General features: G+C 71.5%; 17 protein-coding genes and 1 pseudogene. 9 read left to right on the top strand and 9 right to left on the bottom strand.

Going from position 1 to position 14968, the window contains the following annotated elements:
- Positions 1-43: 43 nt before the first annotated feature.
- From CP976_RS34120 to CP976_RS34110, 3 genes are all read right to left on the bottom strand, one after another.
- Entirely contained in the window at positions 44-301 is a 258-nt protein-coding gene (locus CP976_RS34120; RefSeq protein WP_150483770.1) for a hypothetical protein, read from the bottom strand.
- Between the two features lie 165 nt (positions 302-466).
- Complete coding sequence (locus tag CP976_RS34115) at positions 467-1294, bottom strand: MOSC domain-containing protein (RefSeq protein ID WP_150483769.1); 828 nt, start codon at positions 1292-1294, stop codon at positions 467-469.
- Positions 1295-1335: 41 nt separating this feature from the next.
- Entirely contained in the window at positions 1336-2358 is a 1023-nt protein-coding gene (locus CP976_RS34110; RefSeq protein ID WP_229875307.1) for an aminoglycoside phosphotransferase family protein, read from the bottom strand.
- A gap of 142 nt (positions 2359-2500) precedes the next feature.
- Between CP976_RS34110 and CP976_RS34105 the strand changes: the two genes are divergently transcribed.
- Complete coding sequence (locus CP976_RS34105; protein ID WP_150483767.1) at positions 2501-3034, top strand: SMI1/KNR4 family protein; 534 nt, start codon at positions 2501-2503, stop codon at positions 3032-3034.
- 95 nt (positions 3035-3129) lie between these two features.
- On the top strand, positions 3130-3792 hold the full coding sequence (locus CP976_RS43930; RefSeq protein WP_150483766.1) for a hypothetical protein: 663 nt from the start codon (positions 3130-3132) through the stop codon (positions 3790-3792).
- A gap of 40 nt (positions 3793-3832) precedes the next feature.
- Here the strand turns inward: CP976_RS43930 and CP976_RS34095 are convergent, their stop codons facing one another.
- Positions 3833-5203, bottom strand: a complete 1371-nt coding sequence (locus tag CP976_RS34095; RefSeq protein ID WP_150483765.1) for an amino acid permease — start codon at positions 5201-5203, stop codon at positions 3833-3835.
- 130 nt (positions 5204-5333) lie between these two features.
- Here CP976_RS34095 and mmuM point away from each other — a divergent pair, with 130 nt between their 5' ends.
- A complete protein-coding gene (gene mmuM, locus CP976_RS34090) occupies positions 5334-6239 on the top strand; it encodes a homocysteine S-methyltransferase (protein WP_150483764.1) in 906 nt (301 codons plus the stop codon).
- On the opposite strand, the gene CP976_RS43320 is transcribed toward mmuM, so the two are convergent.
- Entirely contained in the window at positions 6229-6426 is a 198-nt protein-coding gene (locus CP976_RS43320) for a hypothetical protein (RefSeq protein WP_190146828.1), read from the bottom strand. The two genes, mmuM and CP976_RS43320, sit on opposite strands and share 11 nt — an antisense overlap.
- Here CP976_RS43320 and CP976_RS34080 point away from each other — a divergent pair.
- Together CP976_RS34080 and CP976_RS34075 are read left to right on the top strand one after the other, a co-directional pair.
- Complete coding sequence (locus tag CP976_RS34080) at positions 6416-6934, top strand: hypothetical protein (protein WP_150483763.1); 519 nt, start codon at positions 6416-6418, stop codon at positions 6932-6934. The two genes, CP976_RS43320 and CP976_RS34080, sit on opposite strands and share 11 nt — an antisense overlap.
- A gap of 167 nt (positions 6935-7101) precedes the next feature.
- Complete coding sequence (locus CP976_RS34075) at positions 7102-8169, top strand: LacI family DNA-binding transcriptional regulator (RefSeq protein WP_150483762.1); 1068 nt, start codon at positions 7102-7104, stop codon at positions 8167-8169.
- A 2-nt stretch (positions 8170-8171) separates the two neighbouring features.
- Here CP976_RS34075 and CP976_RS34070 read toward each other — a convergent pair whose 3' ends face one another.
- Positions 8172-9158 carry a LysR family transcriptional regulator gene (locus CP976_RS34070; protein ID WP_150483761.1) on the bottom strand — a complete coding sequence of 329 codons (987 nt, stop codon included), beginning with the start codon at positions 9156-9158 and terminating at the stop codon, positions 8172-8174.
- Positions 9159-9420: 262 nt separating this feature from the next.
- Here CP976_RS34070 and CP976_RS34065 point away from each other — a divergent pair, with 262 nt between their 5' ends.
- Positions 9421-10134: an isochorismatase family protein gene (locus CP976_RS34065; protein ID WP_150483760.1), complete on the top strand. Its 714-nt coding sequence runs from the start codon at positions 9421-9423 to the stop codon at positions 10132-10134.
- 43 nt (positions 10135-10177) lie between these two features.
- A complete protein-coding gene (locus tag CP976_RS34060; RefSeq protein WP_150483759.1) occupies positions 10178-10735 on the top strand; it encodes a DoxX family protein in 558 nt (185 codons plus the stop codon).
- 9 nt (positions 10736-10744) lie between these two features.
- Here the strand turns inward: CP976_RS34060 and CP976_RS34055 are convergent, their stop codons facing one another.
- Together CP976_RS34055 and CP976_RS34050 are read right to left on the bottom strand one after the other, a co-directional pair.
- Positions 10745-11707 carry a hypothetical protein gene (locus tag CP976_RS34055; protein ID WP_150483758.1) on the bottom strand — a complete coding sequence of 321 codons (963 nt, stop codon included), beginning with the start codon at positions 11705-11707 and terminating at the stop codon, positions 10745-10747.
- A 155-nt stretch (positions 11708-11862) separates the two neighbouring features.
- Positions 11863-12303 (bottom strand): annotated as a pseudogene (locus CP976_RS34050) (ATP-binding protein); the annotation flags it as partial.
- Positions 12304-12388: 85 nt separating this feature from the next.
- Between CP976_RS34050 and CP976_RS34045 the strand changes: the two are divergent.
- Together CP976_RS34045 and CP976_RS34040 are read left to right on the top strand one after the other, a co-directional pair.
- Positions 12389-13222, top strand: coding sequence for a helix-turn-helix domain-containing protein (locus tag CP976_RS34045; RefSeq protein ID WP_167537473.1), 834 nt, complete (start codon positions 12389-12391; stop codon positions 13220-13222).
- Positions 13219-13407: a DUF397 domain-containing protein gene (locus CP976_RS34040; protein WP_150483757.1), complete on the top strand. Its 189-nt coding sequence runs from the start codon at positions 13219-13221 to the stop codon at positions 13405-13407. Before CP976_RS34045 ends, CP976_RS34040 begins: the two co-directional genes overlap by 4 nt.
- Here the strand turns inward: CP976_RS34040 and CP976_RS34035 are convergent.
- Positions 13355-14899 (bottom strand): carboxylesterase/lipase family protein, encoded by a 1545-nt coding sequence (locus CP976_RS34035; protein WP_150483756.1) that lies wholly within the window; start codon positions 14897-14899, stop codon positions 13355-13357. The genes CP976_RS34040 and CP976_RS34035 overlap by 53 nt on opposite strands.
- Positions 14900-14968 lie beyond the last annotated feature (69 nt).

Genomic DNA, 14968 nt, shown 5'->3' with positions numbered 1-14968 from the left:
TTCATCAGGTGTGTGTCGGTGACCGCGTCCCTGGTGGGGCTGATTATTGGGTCGTGTGGGTGAGCCAGCGGTGCAGTGCCGTGTGGACATGGTCGGGCAGGGTGCTGAGGTGGTCGATGGCCTCGCGGTCGCCGGGCATGGGGGCGACGCCGGCAGTGGTCAGTGCCGCGTGGAGTTCCAGGCGGTGCACATCCCGCGCGGGGAGGGTGAGGTTGAGGCGCTGGGCGGGGTTGGGCGGCGGCAGCAGGAAGTCGTCGTGTGCCCAGGACGGCCGGCCAGGCGTGGTGGTGGTGTGGGCCATGGACAGGCTCCTCTCAACGCTTGGGTTGTCTTGTGGAGGGGGACTTCGCGTGAGGGGAAGCCGGTTGCGGCCGGCGTGAGGATCCACCCGGATGCAGCAGAGCGGCTTGGAATGGTGCTATGACCTGGTGAAACTGCTGACCGACGGGCGGCGGCTCGCTGCGGCTCACAGCTCGGACTCGCCCCACGCCGTGACGACCGCTTCGTCGCCGACGGACACCCTGCCGGGCCGCAGCACGGCGAACTTCGCGCCGAAGGCGATGCCGCCCTCGGACGCCCGCCGGTAGCCGGCGAGGGTGCGCAGCGGTTCCGGGCCCGCCCTGGCCCCGGATTCCTGCTCGACCAGGGTGACGGCGCAGCGGATGGCGAGCTTGGCGTAGCCCAGTTCGGTGTCGCCGATGCGGATGCGGCGGGCGCGGTCCTCGGCGTGCGGTTCGGCCCAGCCGTCGAGCACGATGTTGGGGCGGAAGCGGTTCACGGGCAGCGGGCTCGCGCCGCGTTCGCCCAGTTTCCGGTTGAGGAGTTCGAGGGTGGAGCGCGAGACGACGTGCAGGGCGCAGCTGTCGGCGTAGCCGGACGTGCCCGGCGTCATGCCGTCGGTCACCCGGTCGTGTTCCGGCGGTACGCGCACCAGCCGGCTCCGGGCGCGCAGCACCTCCGAGAGCCAGTCGGCTGCCGTGTCGCCTTGGTCGATGCCCTGGTAAGCGGTCCCGAACAGGTCCACTTTCTGCCGGGCGCCGGTGGTGTCCACCCGGAGGTGCAGGTCCTCGGTCCCTGGCGCGCTGAGCGTGAGGCGTTCGCCGTCGGCGGTGACGGCCGGCCGGATGACGGCCAGGCGGGGATCCCGGCGCTGGGTCCGGTACACGCCTTCGTCGCTGACGACCATGAAGCTGCGGTCGTGCGCCAGACCGGCGGGTGTCAGCGGCGCCTGGGCCGCCGAGATCCCGGCGCATCCCTTGACCGGGTAGTACAACAACTCGACGACGCGGGCCATGCTCTTCCCTTCTCCCGGCGGTGAGCCTCGCACATCCGCCGTCAGCGGCCGCTCGGCGCCTCCGGGAAGCCGAGCTGGGGAGCCAGCAGCCGGGCCTCGGCCGCCCAGTCGGCGAGGAAGGCGAGGGTCAGGCCGCGTTCGCGGTAGCGGAGTCCGGCGGGGACGGCGCCCTGGCCGCCGTAGGCCGGCTGCTCGTCGTCCGCCCGGGCGAGCATCAGTGCGGTGAGCCAGTCGTACTTCACGGCGGAGGCGCACACGCCGAGCCGTACGAGCCGTTCGTCGCCGCGCCAGCCGCTCTCGCGCAGGCCCTGCACGTACGCGTCGTAGGCCGCCTTGGCCAGGCCGGGGAGGTCGGCGGCGGGGAGGAACAGGTCGAAGACGGAGTCGGGGAGGTAGTTGCCGAGGTCCTCACCGAGCGCGCCGTCCCCGGCGAACGCCCAGTCGAGCAGGACACTGTCGCGGCCGTCGGAGCGGACGTTGGCCGGCCACTGGTCGAGATGGCAGAAGGCTCGCGGCAGGGACTCCATGACCGTGAGGAACCACTCGCGGTCGTGGCGGAGACGGACCATGTCCTCGCGCAGGCCCGCCGGGAAGTGCTCCCGGATCAGCGGGTGTCGCCAGGCCTCGTCGTCGTCGAGCAAGTGCCGGCCGGTCGTCTTGCCTGCCGTGTAGTCGCGCAGGAAGCGCTGCGACAGCCACGGTCGGTCCTCCCCGGCGCCCACCGCGCCCTGCGCGGCCCCGAGCCGGTGCGCGTGCTCGACGTGCCGGGCGAGCGGCCAGGCCGTCGCCGGTTCGCCCGGCACGTCCTCCAGCCACAACGCCAGGTCACCGTCGGGGCGTTCGACGCAGGCCAGCAGCCGGGGCGCGCGGATGCCGTGCCGCTGCCAGACCTGGGCGAGCCCGGACTGGTAGACGTACGCCTCCCGGCGCCAGAAGTTCCAGTGCCGGGGGTCGTTGGAGGCGGCCCACGTGGCGCTCGTCTCCTTCGTCCGCGTCAGCACCTTCAGGACGGCCGACCGGCCGCCACCCGTGACGCGCCACACGCCCGCGGTGACGCCGTTCAAAGGGTTGTGCGTGAGAGGTACGAGGGTGGTCCTTCCGGAGGCTGCGGAATCGAAAATCTCGCGAAACTCGGCTTCCGCCACGGCGACTTCAGGCATCCCGCAAGCTTACGGTGAGGTCCGTCCCGGACCGGCAGGAGGACACATGGAGCCCGCTCCGCTCGGCGAGTCGTGGCAGCGCGTGGAACGCTGGCTCGAGGAACGCGGAAGCGCCCGGGAGCTGGCTCCCGCGGCCACCCCTGCGGACCTCGCCCGGGCCGAGGAGCAGCTCGGCATGGGCCTCCACCCCGACCACGCCCTCCTGTTGCTGGGCCACAACGGCAGCGGCAACTTCTGCCTGCCGCCCTTGTACGAGATCCTGAGCACCGACGAGGTCGTGACCGTCTGGCGGTCCAAGACGAAGGTCTGGGGTGACGGGTCTCCCCCCGCCTACGCCCCGTCGTGGATCCCCTTCGCCTCCGACGGCGCGGGCGGTGTGCTCCACCTGGACGTCTCCCGGCCGCAGGAGCGCATCCACGAGCACGACAAGCTGGGCGCCGACCACTTGTCCTCCCATCCCATGTGGGTCTCCCTGCCCGCGCTGCTGCACTACACCGCCGACGCACTGGAGACCGGTCGGTACCTGGACGGTTACCGGCGTCCCGGTGACGACAGCTCGTTCCTGTTGTGGGAGGACTAAGAGCTGTCTGACACACGATCTTGGGGGGCACGGAGCCGGGGCACTGAGTACGCGTACTCAAGCGGAGCGAGTGGTGGTGGCCGGAGACTCTGCATATGACACACATCCGTGCCTCCATCAGCGCATTCGCCCATCACCGGCGCGGTCTCGCGGCTGCCGCTCTCGCCTCTCTGGCACTCACCGGCTGCGGAAGTGAGGTGAAGGGCAGTGGCCCACAGGGTGGGCCGGTCAGCAGCGTCGCCTCCAAGGCGAGACCCACCGCGCCATCCCCCGAGCAGGAGGCGTTCGCGGCGATGCTGGAGATGTACGCGCAGATGTGTCCCCCGTCCGACGGGGTCCCGCCGGCGCCGCCCGGAAAGTCGACCGGTCCGGAGCCGGTGCGGAGTCTTGCCCCTGGGGAAACGCCCCCGACTGACCCGATCGAGCCCGGCCCCCTCACAGGGCCTGCGGCCGAGTTGGACCGGCACGACTGGTGCACGAGCGTCCACCACGAACAGCGCATCATCGAGGCGCTGCAAAAGGTCGTGGAGCCCACCCCCGTCAAGGTCCGGAAGACCCTGAACAGCCTCGGTTACATCGACGAACGCATTCACGGCCTCAAGCAGGACGGCAAGACCACGCGCTTCTACCTCGACCTGCGCGAGAACGGCGGCCGGCTGTGCGAGGCGGGTCTGGCGGCGGGCGAGACAACGGACGTCACCGCGTGTGTAGCGCACGCCACCGGACCGTTCACCGTCAAGACAGAAGAGCAACCGTAACGGTGGTCCATTCCTGGGGTGGCGACGTTGCGGTGTGGCCCTAGGGGGTGTCCGCCTCCCGCCGCCCCCGCAGCCACACGTACACCGGAATCCCGGCGAACAGGAAGAGCACCCCCTGGTAGACGGCCGCGTACCCGGCGCCCGCGATCAGCCAGAACGAGAAGCCGAAGGAGAGGACGGCGACGATCAGGTCGCGGACCAGGCCCGCGGGGCGGACGCGTTCGCGGGTGCCGCGGGCCAGCCAGTAGAGCTGGGCGGCGGCCGACAGCAGGTACGGCACGCAGCCGGTGAACGTGGTGATCAGGACGAGGACGCGGAAGGTGGTGTCCGGGCCCGCCGTGTAGTTGAGGGCGATGAGGAGCGTGCCGAGGACCGCGCAGGCCCAGACGCCGAAGCCGGGGACGCCGCCCTTGCCGACCCGGGCGAAGGGTGCGGGGAAGAGACCGTCGCGGGCGGCGGCGTACGGCATCTGCGCGGCCATGAGGATCCAGCCGTTGAGGCAGCCGGTGATCGAGACGACGGCGACCAGGGCGATGGCGGTGCCGCCCCAGGAGCTGCCGGTGAGGGCGTTCACCGCGTCGGCGAACGGGGCGCCGGAGTCGACGAGCCGGCTGTGCGGGACGAGGCCGAAGACGGCGACCGTGCCGAGGATGTAGACCAGGGCCGAGGCCAGCGTGCCGAGGACGCTCGCCCGGGCGACCGTGCGCCCGGGGTCGCGGACCTCGCCCGCGCTGACCGCGGCCGACTCCACTCCGAGGAAGCTGTACAGCAGCAGCGCGGCGGAGGCGGCCAGCGCGCCGGAGACGCTCTGGCCGGAGGCGTTGAACGGGCCGAAGTTGTCCGTGTCGACGAAGAACAGGCCGATGGTCGCCAGCAGGAGCAACGGTACGAACTTCAGGACCGTGGAGACGACCTGCACCGTGCCGACCCACCGCGTGCCCGCGAAGTTCGCCGCGGCGGGCAGCCAGAGAGCGGCCATGGCGACGGCTGCCTGGAGGGCGTGGTTGCCGTGCAGGGGTATCAGGACGTCGACGTAGCCGACGACGGCGACGGCCAGGGCGGCGATGCTGACCCAGCACATCGTCCAGTACGACCAGGCCGACAGGAATCCGGCGAACTCGCCGAAGGCGTCCCGGGGGTAGACGTACAGCCCGCCGGTGACCGGGCTGCGCCGGGCCAGCCTGCCGAAGAGCAGGGCGAGGGCGACCGCGCCGACCGAGAGCACGACGAAGGCGAGCAGGCTGATCGTGCCGTAGGGGGCGACGGTGGCGGGGAGGGCGAAGATGCCGCCGCCGATGATGTTGCCCATGACGAGGGCCGTGGCGGCGGCGAGGCCGAAGGTGCGGCGGGGAGGGGGTGCCGGGGCCGGCTCGACGGGTTCGGCTGCCTCGGCGGGGCTGGGGACGGTCATGGGGGTTCCTGACGAGCGGAGGGGGGAGGGTCGTGATCGTAACCCGCTGTCCCACATGTTGGGCGACCTGTTCATGGACTGGACACAATCGGCTGGGGTCCGCCGCCGGGTCTCGACTACGGTCGTTCTTATGACCAGCACCCTCACCCTCGCCGAAGCCCTCGCCACCGGGACCGTCGTCCTCGACGGCGGCATGTCCAACCAGCTCGAGTCGGCCGGGCACGACCTGAGCGACGAGCTGTGGTCGGCGCGGCTGCTCGCGCAGCAGCCGGAGGCGATCACCGAGGCGCACCTCGCCTACTTCCGGGCGGGCGCGGACGTGGCGATCACGTCCAGCTACCAGGCCACGTTCGAGGGCTTCGCCAAGCGCGGGATCGACCACGATCAGGCGGCCGGACTCATGGCTCTCAGCGTCGAGTTGGCGCGTGACGCGGCCCGGCTCGCACACGTCTCCCGCCCCCTGTGGGTGGCGGCCTCGGCCGGCCCGTACGGGGCGATGCTCGCGGACGGCTCCGAGTACCGGGGGCGCTACGGCCTCACGGTCGACGAACTGGAGCGCTTCCACCGCCCCCGCCTGGAGGTGCTGGCCGCGGCCCGCCCCGACGTCCTCGCCCTGGAGACGGTCCCCGACGCCGACGAGGCCACCGCACTGCTGCGCGCGGTGCGCGGGCTCGGAGTGCCGGCCTGGCTGACGTACTCCGTCGCCGGTGGCCGCACGCGCGCCGGGCAGCCGCTGGAGGAGGCCTTCGCCCTGGCCGCCGACGCGGACGAGGTGATCGCGGTCGGCGTGAACTGCTGCGCGCCCGAGGACGCGGACACCGCCGCCGCGATCGCGGCCCGGGTCACCGGCAAGCCGGTCGTCGTCTACCCCAACAGCGGCGAGACCTGGGACGCCGACGCCCGCGCCTGGACCGGCCGCTCCACCTTCACCGCCGACCAGGTGAAGGGCTGGCAGCAGTCCGGCGCCCGCCTGATCGGCGGCTGCTGCCGGGTCGGCCCGGAGGCGATCTCGGACATCGCCGGGTTCAGCGGCTGACGGCGGTCTCCCGCGCCGCACGCGACAGCTTCTCGGAGTTGCGGACGTGGTAGGCGCCGGTGACGTCCGGCGATTGAGCCCTCCTCAGGTCCTCCCTCAGCGGGTGCGCCCTCATCCGCGGGGCGGATACGGTCCGCCGTAGCGGACGAGGCGTGGCCGCCGGGTCCAGGGCCAGCATGTACGTCATGACGACAGCGACCGCCCCTCTCCGCGCCACCGCACCCGCACCCGCACCCGTCTGGGCTCGCCGCGCCGCCCACGCCATCGCTTGGTGCGCAGTCCCGTCCGGCCTGTGGCGCATCGCCATGGCATCCGGTGTCCATGTGGGCTACAGCGACCAAGTGCTGCGCGACGTCTTCGACATCCCGGGCTGGGGCATCGCATACGTCGTCGGCCTCTCCGTCCTCACCGAGCTGGCCGCTCTGTTTCCGCTGCTGCTCGTCAGCGACCGGTGGAGGCCGCTGCGCCCCAGGGTCCTCACCCCGCTGGCCTGGACCGCCTCGGGCGCCCTGGTCCTGGTGGCACTGTGGCAACTCGTGGTCGCTTTCACCGTCGAGAGCCAGACGTACATGTCGAGCGGTACGGCACAGACCGTCTGGGCGTTCGCCTTCGCCCCGCTGTTCGCCGTCCCGGCCCTGATGACCGCGGTGACCTGGTCGTACGCAAAGCGGCACCAGGGCGCCTTGCGGCCTTGACCGTCATGGCGGCCGTTCACCCCGGAATGTCTGACACCGGTCCGCGCACAGCACTCCTCCCCCTCCCCTCCCCACTGCTAGCCTCCGTCCAGGGAACCGGTTGCCATGGTGTTGCCGCAGTTCCCGAGGGGTGGGTGCGGACCGGCGCCCGGAGAGACGAGGCAGTCATGACGAGGAAGAGCGGGGACGCGAGCCGCAGCACCATCCGGGACGTGGCGGCCCGCGCGGGGGTCTCGGCGTCGACGGTGTCCCGGGTGCTCGGCGGCGTGTACCCGGTGAGCGCGGCGACGCGCGGGCGCGTCATGCGGGCCGTCCGCGAGCTGGACTACGTGGCGGACGCGCGGGCGAAGGCGATCGCGGGCGTCGGCACGCCCACGCTCGCCTTCGTGCTGGAGGACATCACCGGTCCGTCGTTCGCGCACATGGCACACGGCGTCGAACGCGAGGCGACCCGCCTCGGCCACCTCTGCCTGGTGTGCAGCACGGAGGGCGACGTCCGGCACGAGCTGGAGTTCGTCGAGATGATGCGCGCCCAGCGCGCCGCCGCCGTGATCCTGGTCGGCGGCACGGCCGACACCCCCGAGTACCGCGAGCGCACCCACCGCATGGCCGACTCCCTCGCCTCGGCCGGTTCCCGCCTGGTCCTCTGCGGCAGACCGCCACTGGACCCCGGCGCCCCGGTGGCCGTCATCGAGTACGACAACGAGGGCGGCGCCTACACGCTGGTCGCCCACGTCCTCGCCCAGGGCCACCGCCGGGTGCTGTTCCTCGGCGGCCGGACGGACCACACCACGGCCCTGGGCCGCGAACGCGGTTATCTCGCGGCCCACCGGGCCCGGGGCCTGACCCCCGACCCGGCCCTCCTCCTGCACGGCGACTTCACCCGGGACGCGGGCCACCGCCTGATGCAGCAAGCCCTCAAGGACGGCCTCGACTTCACGGCCGTGGTGGCGTCCACCGACATGGTCGCGGCGGGTGCCCTCACCGCCCTGCACGAGGCGGGCCTGAGCGTCCCCGGCGACGTCTCCCTCGCCGGCTACGACGACATCCCCTTCGCCCGTGACCTGCACCCCGCCCTGACGACGGTCCACGTCCCCTACGAGGAACTCGGCCGCCTCGCCGTCCGCACGGCCCTCGAACACACGCCGGGTGCTCCGGACGAGCACCTGCTGCTGGGCACGCACGTCGTGGTGCGGGACTCGGTGGGGCCGCCGCCGGCCCACTGGAGTCGGTAGCGTCACCGATCGGAACGGGTGGGGACGGGCACTGCCTCCGGCTGGGGTTCCCGCGAACTACTGGGCTGCGTCGGGTCGTTGGCGCGCAGTCGGTGCACGGCTCGGCGCAGTGCGGCGACAAGCGGTGAGCTGTCGTCCGTGCGGGTGCACAGCGAGATCGGGCACGGCTCGGCCCCGGCAACCGGGACGAGCGTGACCTCGGGATGGCGGTGGCAGCCGTCGACGAACGCGCCGGTGATCGCGACGGCCTGCCCCGTGGCGACGACCTCCAGCAACTCGTCGATGGTGCGGACCGACGGGCCGTAGCGGACGGGAGCCCCGCTGGGGCGTGGATCGCAGGCGCCCCAGCGCACCCACGCGGGATCGGCCTCGTCGTAGGTGACGTGGACCTCGCCGTCCAGGTCGGTGAGCGAGACCTCCGCGTGAGCCGCGAGGCGGTGCGTAACGGGCAGTGCCACGACCCGGGCTTCGTGGCGCACCACATCCAGGCGCAGGCCGGCCGCTTCGGTGATCGGGGGCCGTACCAGCGCCGCGTCGACGACGCCGTCGCGTACGGCCGAGGCCTGCTGTGGCCAGGGCAGCTCCATCAACCGAACGGATACGTCCGGGACCTCGCGGCGCAACTCGTCGAACACGTGCGGGGTGAACCGGCCGACCGCACCGGTGATGAAACCGACCCGGAGCGTGGTGGCCAGCTCGTGGCGGTGGGCCTCCAGGGCGGCGACAGCCCGGTCGGCCGCGGCGAGCGCGTCACGCGCCTCGGCCAGGAAGCGTTCGCCGGCCGGGGTGGGGCGCACCGGGTGCGCGGAGCGGTCCACCAGCTCGACGCCGAGCGCACGCTCCAGTTTGCGGACCTGCTGGCTGAGCGAGGGTGCGCTGATGTAGAGCCGTTCCGCCGCGCGGCCGAAGTGGCCCTCGTCGATGACCGCGGCGAGGTAGCGCACGAGATGCAGGTTGAGGTCCACGGTGACTCCTACCCCGGCGGGCATGCGGTGATTGTGGTGGCCTGGCTCCGCCCGATGGTACGCGCTGATCAGCAGCGTTAGCCGATCGGTTCATGAAACGGGCGAAGTGCGTCATGGACCCGGATCAGTGGCGCGACCAAGGATGGAGCCCTCGGACCGACTCGATCAAGAGCCACCGCGAGCACATGGGTGACGTGTCAGCTACAGCGCTCCCGGTCGGTGGTCGCGAGAGCGCTGTGGCCATGAGGCTGCGGTGCTGGACGAATCCTTCGCAGGGAGAGCTTTGATGACCAAGCACTTCAGCCGCCGTGGTGTGATGGCTGCCACGGGTGGAGCCGCTGCCGCTGTGACCGCCTCGATGATTGCGCCACAGGCCGCTGCCGCAGCGTCCAAGGGCCGGGCGACGGGCGAGCTGTTCATGTACGACAACTCCGCGCTGGTGCTCATCGATTACCAGCCGGAGATGGTCGCCGGGGTCCACTCCATCGACACCAAGCTGATGATGCTCAACGCGAGAGTGCTGGCCCGCTTCGCGGTCAAGGCGGGGATCCCGGTCGTCCTGAGCACGGTCGGTGTGGAGTCGGGCGTCAACAGCCCCACGGCTGAGGAGCTGCGTCAGGAGATCCCGGACCTTCCCGAGATCGACCGCACCACGATGAACGCCTGGGACGACGACGCCTTCCGCCAGGCGGTCCTGAAGACCGGCCGCCGCCGTTTCGTCATGTGCGGCCTGTGGACCGAGATCTGCCTGGCCTACCCGATCGTAGACATGCAGGCCGACGGTCTCAGGACCGCGTTCGTCGCGGACGCGGTGGGCGGGCAGAACAAGTACGCGCACGATATCGCGGTCGATCGCATGGCCCACGCCGGCAGCGTGCCCAACACGGTGCTCGCCACTCTGGCCGAGTGGTCCCCCGACTGGGCGTTGCCCCAGGGGGCGATCCTCGCCGAGGTCGGCGCGTGGTACCAGGCGGAACTGGCGAAGCTCGAACAAGGCTGACGACGACCCCGCTCAAGCGCACCGAGACAAGGAACAGAACCCCATGCCTCCCTCCACCACGCTCTCCCCCGGCCGAGACACGGCGCTCGACCCACGGAGTGGACACAGCGCGCCCCCACACGCGTACGACGTCGGTCTTCTGCTGCTGCGTTTGGCCGTCGGCCTCACCATGGCGGCGCACGGCGCGCAGAAGCTGTTCGGATCGTTCGGCGGCGCGGGCCTGGACGGCACAGGCCAGTTCTTCTCAACGGTCGGTTACCCGCAGGGCAGGACGATGGCCGTCGTGGCCGGGCTCAGCGAGACCCTCGGGGGACTCGGTCTGGCGCACGGCCTGCTCACGCCACTCGCGGGGGCCGCGATCGTCGGCACCATGATCAACGCGATGGCCGTGAAGTGGGACGGCGGCTTCTTCGCACCCGAGGGCATCGAGTACGAGCTGCTCCTGACCGTGGCCTCCGCCTCGCTGGCCCTGACCGGCCCCGGCCGGTACGCCGCCGACCGCTTCCTCCCCTTCCTGCGCCACCACCGCCTCGCCCACGGCGTCGCCGCGGTGCTGTTCGCCACGGTGGTCGCAGGTGTGATGCTGTTGCTCCGCGCCTAGGAGGCGGCTTCAGGTGCCTGTGGTAGCGGTGGGTGCCGTATTTCGCTGCTGTACGTCCCGACCGCGGGCGCCCGTTGCTTCCCGCCTGGACAGCCGGGCGTACCACGGGGCCACGACGATCAGGCAGCAGATCAGCGCGAGCGACGTGGCGCTGAACCCGCCGTGGAAGACGGTCTCGGCGAGGTACGTGGCGCCGGGCAGGGTGGTCAGCAGCACCATGGCCACCATCGGGTCCGCGCGTTGCAGACCGGCCTGCAGCAGGAACAGCGGGACAGCCACCGCCAGCACGCCCAGCAGGAGCACGTCGGTCGGCTCGGCCACCCACCGGCGACTCGGGCCGCCGACCGCCACCAGGAGTGCCCCACCGCACAGGTAGGTGAGGTGGAAGCGGTGGGCGGTCACGTACACGGGGTCGATGCCGCGCCTCCCCAACTCGGCTGAGATCAGCGCCAGTACGGCGGCCCCGGTGCCGGCGCCGACCACCAGAGCCAGCCCGAGGGCCGTCCCGGCCGACGGCTGGATCCCGCCGGTGCCGGTGAAGCTCCAGGCGATGCCGAGGCCGAGCAGGAGCAACACGGCGGCGGCCGCCCAGCCCTGCCTGGTGGCGCGACGCCCGTACCCGGCCAGCCCGAGCAGGGCCAGGACGGCCGGCCCGATTGCCGTCTCGACCCCGGTGGCGAGCGCGGAGGGCACCCAGCTCAACGAGGCGTAGAAGCCCAGAAAGGTGACCGCTGTGACCACGTTCATCAGCGCGAGCAGCCCTGTGGCCTTCGGTGAAGCGGCGGCCGGTCCGCGCCGCGCCCGGCGCACGAGCAGCGCGGCGTTGAACAGCACGGCCGCGACTCCGAACCCTGTACAGGAAAGGGTCAGGCTCGCTGTGGCGTCCAGCCGTCCGGAGATGTAGCCGAACACCCCGGCTTGCAGCAGCACCGACGCCGCGATGCACACGATCGGCACAACGTACCTTCCCATCCATTCCATACGATCCGGCAGGAGACGCCCGACCAGCCGGCCTGCTGAAGCTACCCCCCACGGTGAAGCCGGTGTACAGCAACCCTGCCCCGACCAACCAGTGCCCCAGTTGCCTTCGAGGTCTTGCCGTCGCCACCGCAGCGGCCACGGCCTTCGAACTCACACCACACGATCTTGCCCGGGCACCTCGCCCCCACGCCCCACTTGTCCGCCAACTCCGAGACCAGCAACAGACCCCGTCCGCCCTCGCCGGGCTCATGGACGTCCTGCCGCGGCAACACCGGCACGCCGTCACCGCTGTCGTGCACCTCGACCCGTACGCCACCGTCCTCGTCGTACGGCACCAGCCTCAGCAGGAACCCACGGCCGGGCGGCACGCCGTGCACCAGCGCGTTCGTCGCCAGTTCGCTCACACAGAGCAGCACGTCGTCCGCCCGCGCGTACGCGCCCCAGTCCTGGAGCGCGTCGCGTGCGAACGCGCGTGCGGCCGGGACGGACTGGCGCTCCCGGCGGTAGAACCGCTCGCGTGGGGACGGAGGTTGGAACAGAAGTGGAGTTTCGTCATTCACGGGACGACGGTCACACTCCGTGGCCATCATGGAACAGAGCGCGCACTCGTACAGCCATGTTGTACGTGCGCGCAACAGTGCAAGTACGCGCGCGGGTGGGGAGTTCGCCGCCATGAGCACCACGACACGGTCACGACGGTCACGCAGGAACGCCTCGGCGATGAGGATGGTGGGCGCGTTGCTCGCCCTCTTCCGGGAGGCGGCCGGGTACACGCAGAAGTCCCTCGGGGAGATCTTCGTCGTCGGCGAGCAGCAGATCGCGTCCATCGAGCAGGGCAGACGGCCACTGAAGATGGATCTCGCGGAGCAGTTGGACCAACTCCTGGATACGAAGGGGGCGTTGGTGGCTGCGTTGTCGGAGATGCCGGAGGTGGATCTCATCCCGTTGTGGGCGGAGGAGTTCCTGGATCGGGAGCGAGAGGCGATCGCGATCTCGTCCTACGAGAACCAGGTGCTGCCGGGCCTGCTCCAGACGGAGCCGTATGCATGGGCGGTGTTCCGCAGCCGCGTGCCGTTCTACGACGAGGACACGATCGCCCAGTTGGTGGCGGCGCGCATCGAACGCCAGGGGATCCTGCAAGGCAAGAACCCGCCCATCACCTGCTTCGTGGTCTGGGAGCCGGTCTTACGAGCACCCATCGGCGGCAGGGAGGTCTGGATCGAGCAACTGCGGCACCTGCGCGCGTGCTCGGAACTGCCGGGTCTCATGTTCCAGGTCCTGCCGATGAATCGGACCAGTCACGCGGGCCTCAACGGTCCGTTTGTCCTGCTGGAAACGCCCGAACACCAGCGGCTCGCCTACGCGGAGAACCAGCGCGGCAGCCAGCTCATCGCCGACCCGGATGAGGTGGCGATCCTTACGCAGAAGTGTGCGATGCTGCGGTCACAGGCCCTCACCCCCGAGGACACGAGGGACCTGCTGGACCGTCTTCTGGGAGAGGCATGAGCAGCACCGCACCTGAGTGGTTCAAGTCCAGCTACAGCGGCGACGAGGGCGGCAACTGCGTCGAAGTGTCAGCTCAGTCCACCGCCGTCCACATCCGCGACAGCAAGACCCCCACCACGCCCCACCTCACCATCACCCCCGCCACCTGGACCGCCTTCCTGTCGGCACTGGCTCCTCAAGAGTGACGGCGGCGGCGTCGGTCGCCCACAGGGCGAGTTCGCGGTCGCGGGGCCCGTACGCCGTGTAGGCCACGCCGTTCTCGGCATCCGGTGCGCGGTCTCCGAAGACCCGCACCGGGTGGGCCGCGTCCCAGCGTTCCCAGCCCGGGTCGCCGTCCCTGGCGAAGCGCACCCACGCGGCGTGCATCGCGTCGGCCAGGTCCTGCGGGGCGCCCTCCCCGGCCAGTTTGCGGGACTCGGGGGCCTCGCCGGTGTCGAAGACGAAGCCGAGCTCCAGCGCGTGGCAGGAGCCGAGGTCGGGGAGGTTCGAGGGCCAGGCGAACTCGTAGACGTACGAGGGTTCCGTACGGGCGTCGGCCAGGTGGTGCAGGGGGATGCGGAGGAGATGGTCGGTGACGAGCTGGCCGACGATGTCCGCCGTGCGCGCCTCGGGGTGCAGGGCGCGGTAGCCGCGCGGGACCTCGCTGCCGCAGTGGCAGCGGGCCATGGCTGCCGCGAAGGCGACGGCTCCGAGGCGGTCGACGCGGTCCATGAGGCCGCCCGGGACCAGCCACAGCCGGTACTCGTCGCGGGTCCAGCCCATCATCAGCTCGACGCCGGCGGCGGCGCCGCCCTCGGTGAGGGCCTCCAGGGGGTCGCGCGGGACGGTGTCGCCGTCGATGACGATGCCGAAGGCGGGGCCGCCGACCACCGGGCTGCTGAGCTTGCCCACCTCGGCCTGGGTGTGCAGCAGCAGGTCGCGGTCGACGGCGGCGAAGGCCTCGGCGGTGGCGGGGATCTTCAGCCGGGAGGCCATACGGCGCACCATCCGCCGTACCTTGGCCCGCTCGGACGCCTCGGGCGGCCCGCTCTGGAGGACCGCCCGCCGGACCAGCCCCTGCGTCTGCGGGGCGGCGATGAGGGCGCCGATGCTGATCGCCCCGGCGGACTGACCGAAGAGGGTGATGCGGCCGGGGTCGCCGCCGAAGGCCTCGATGGCCTCGTGCACCCAGGTCAGGGCGGCGATCTGGTCGCGCAGGCCCGGGTTCGGGGGCGTGTCCGGGAACAGTCCGTAGCCCTCCACGCCCAGTCGGTAGTTGATCGAGACGCACACCACGCCGTCGCGGGCGAAGGCGTGGCCGTCGTAGACGGGGACGGCGGACGAGCCCCTGGTCAGGGCGCCGCCGTGCAGCCAGACGAGGACGGGGAGCCGGGCTCCGGGATCGGGCTCCGGGGTCCAGACGTTGAGGTTGAGGCAGTCGTCGCCCGGCACGACCGGATCGGACAGGTAGTGCGCGAAGGCCTCGGAGTACGGGGGTTTCGGCGGGGTGGGGCCGAAGGCGCCGGCGTCGTGGACGCCGTCCCAGGGCGGGAGGGGCACGGGCGGGCGGAAGCGGCGGGGGCCGAACGGGGGCGCCGCGTACGGGATGCCGCGGAAGACCGCGACTCCCCGCTCGTATCTGCCGCGTACGGCCCCGTACGGGCTCCTGACCACGGGATCCGTCTGGCCTGCCGTCATCTGCCCACCAGCCCTTCGCCGCGCTCGTGCACCGGTGCTACCAGAGCACCACATGGTCCACCGGTATTC

It is taken from the genome of Streptomyces coeruleorubidus, assembly GCF_008705135.1.
Taxonomy (GTDB): Bacteria; Actinomycetota; Actinomycetes; order Streptomycetales; family Streptomycetaceae; genus Streptomyces; species Streptomyces coeruleofuscus.
This window is presented reverse-complemented; position numbering and strand designations above follow the sequence as displayed.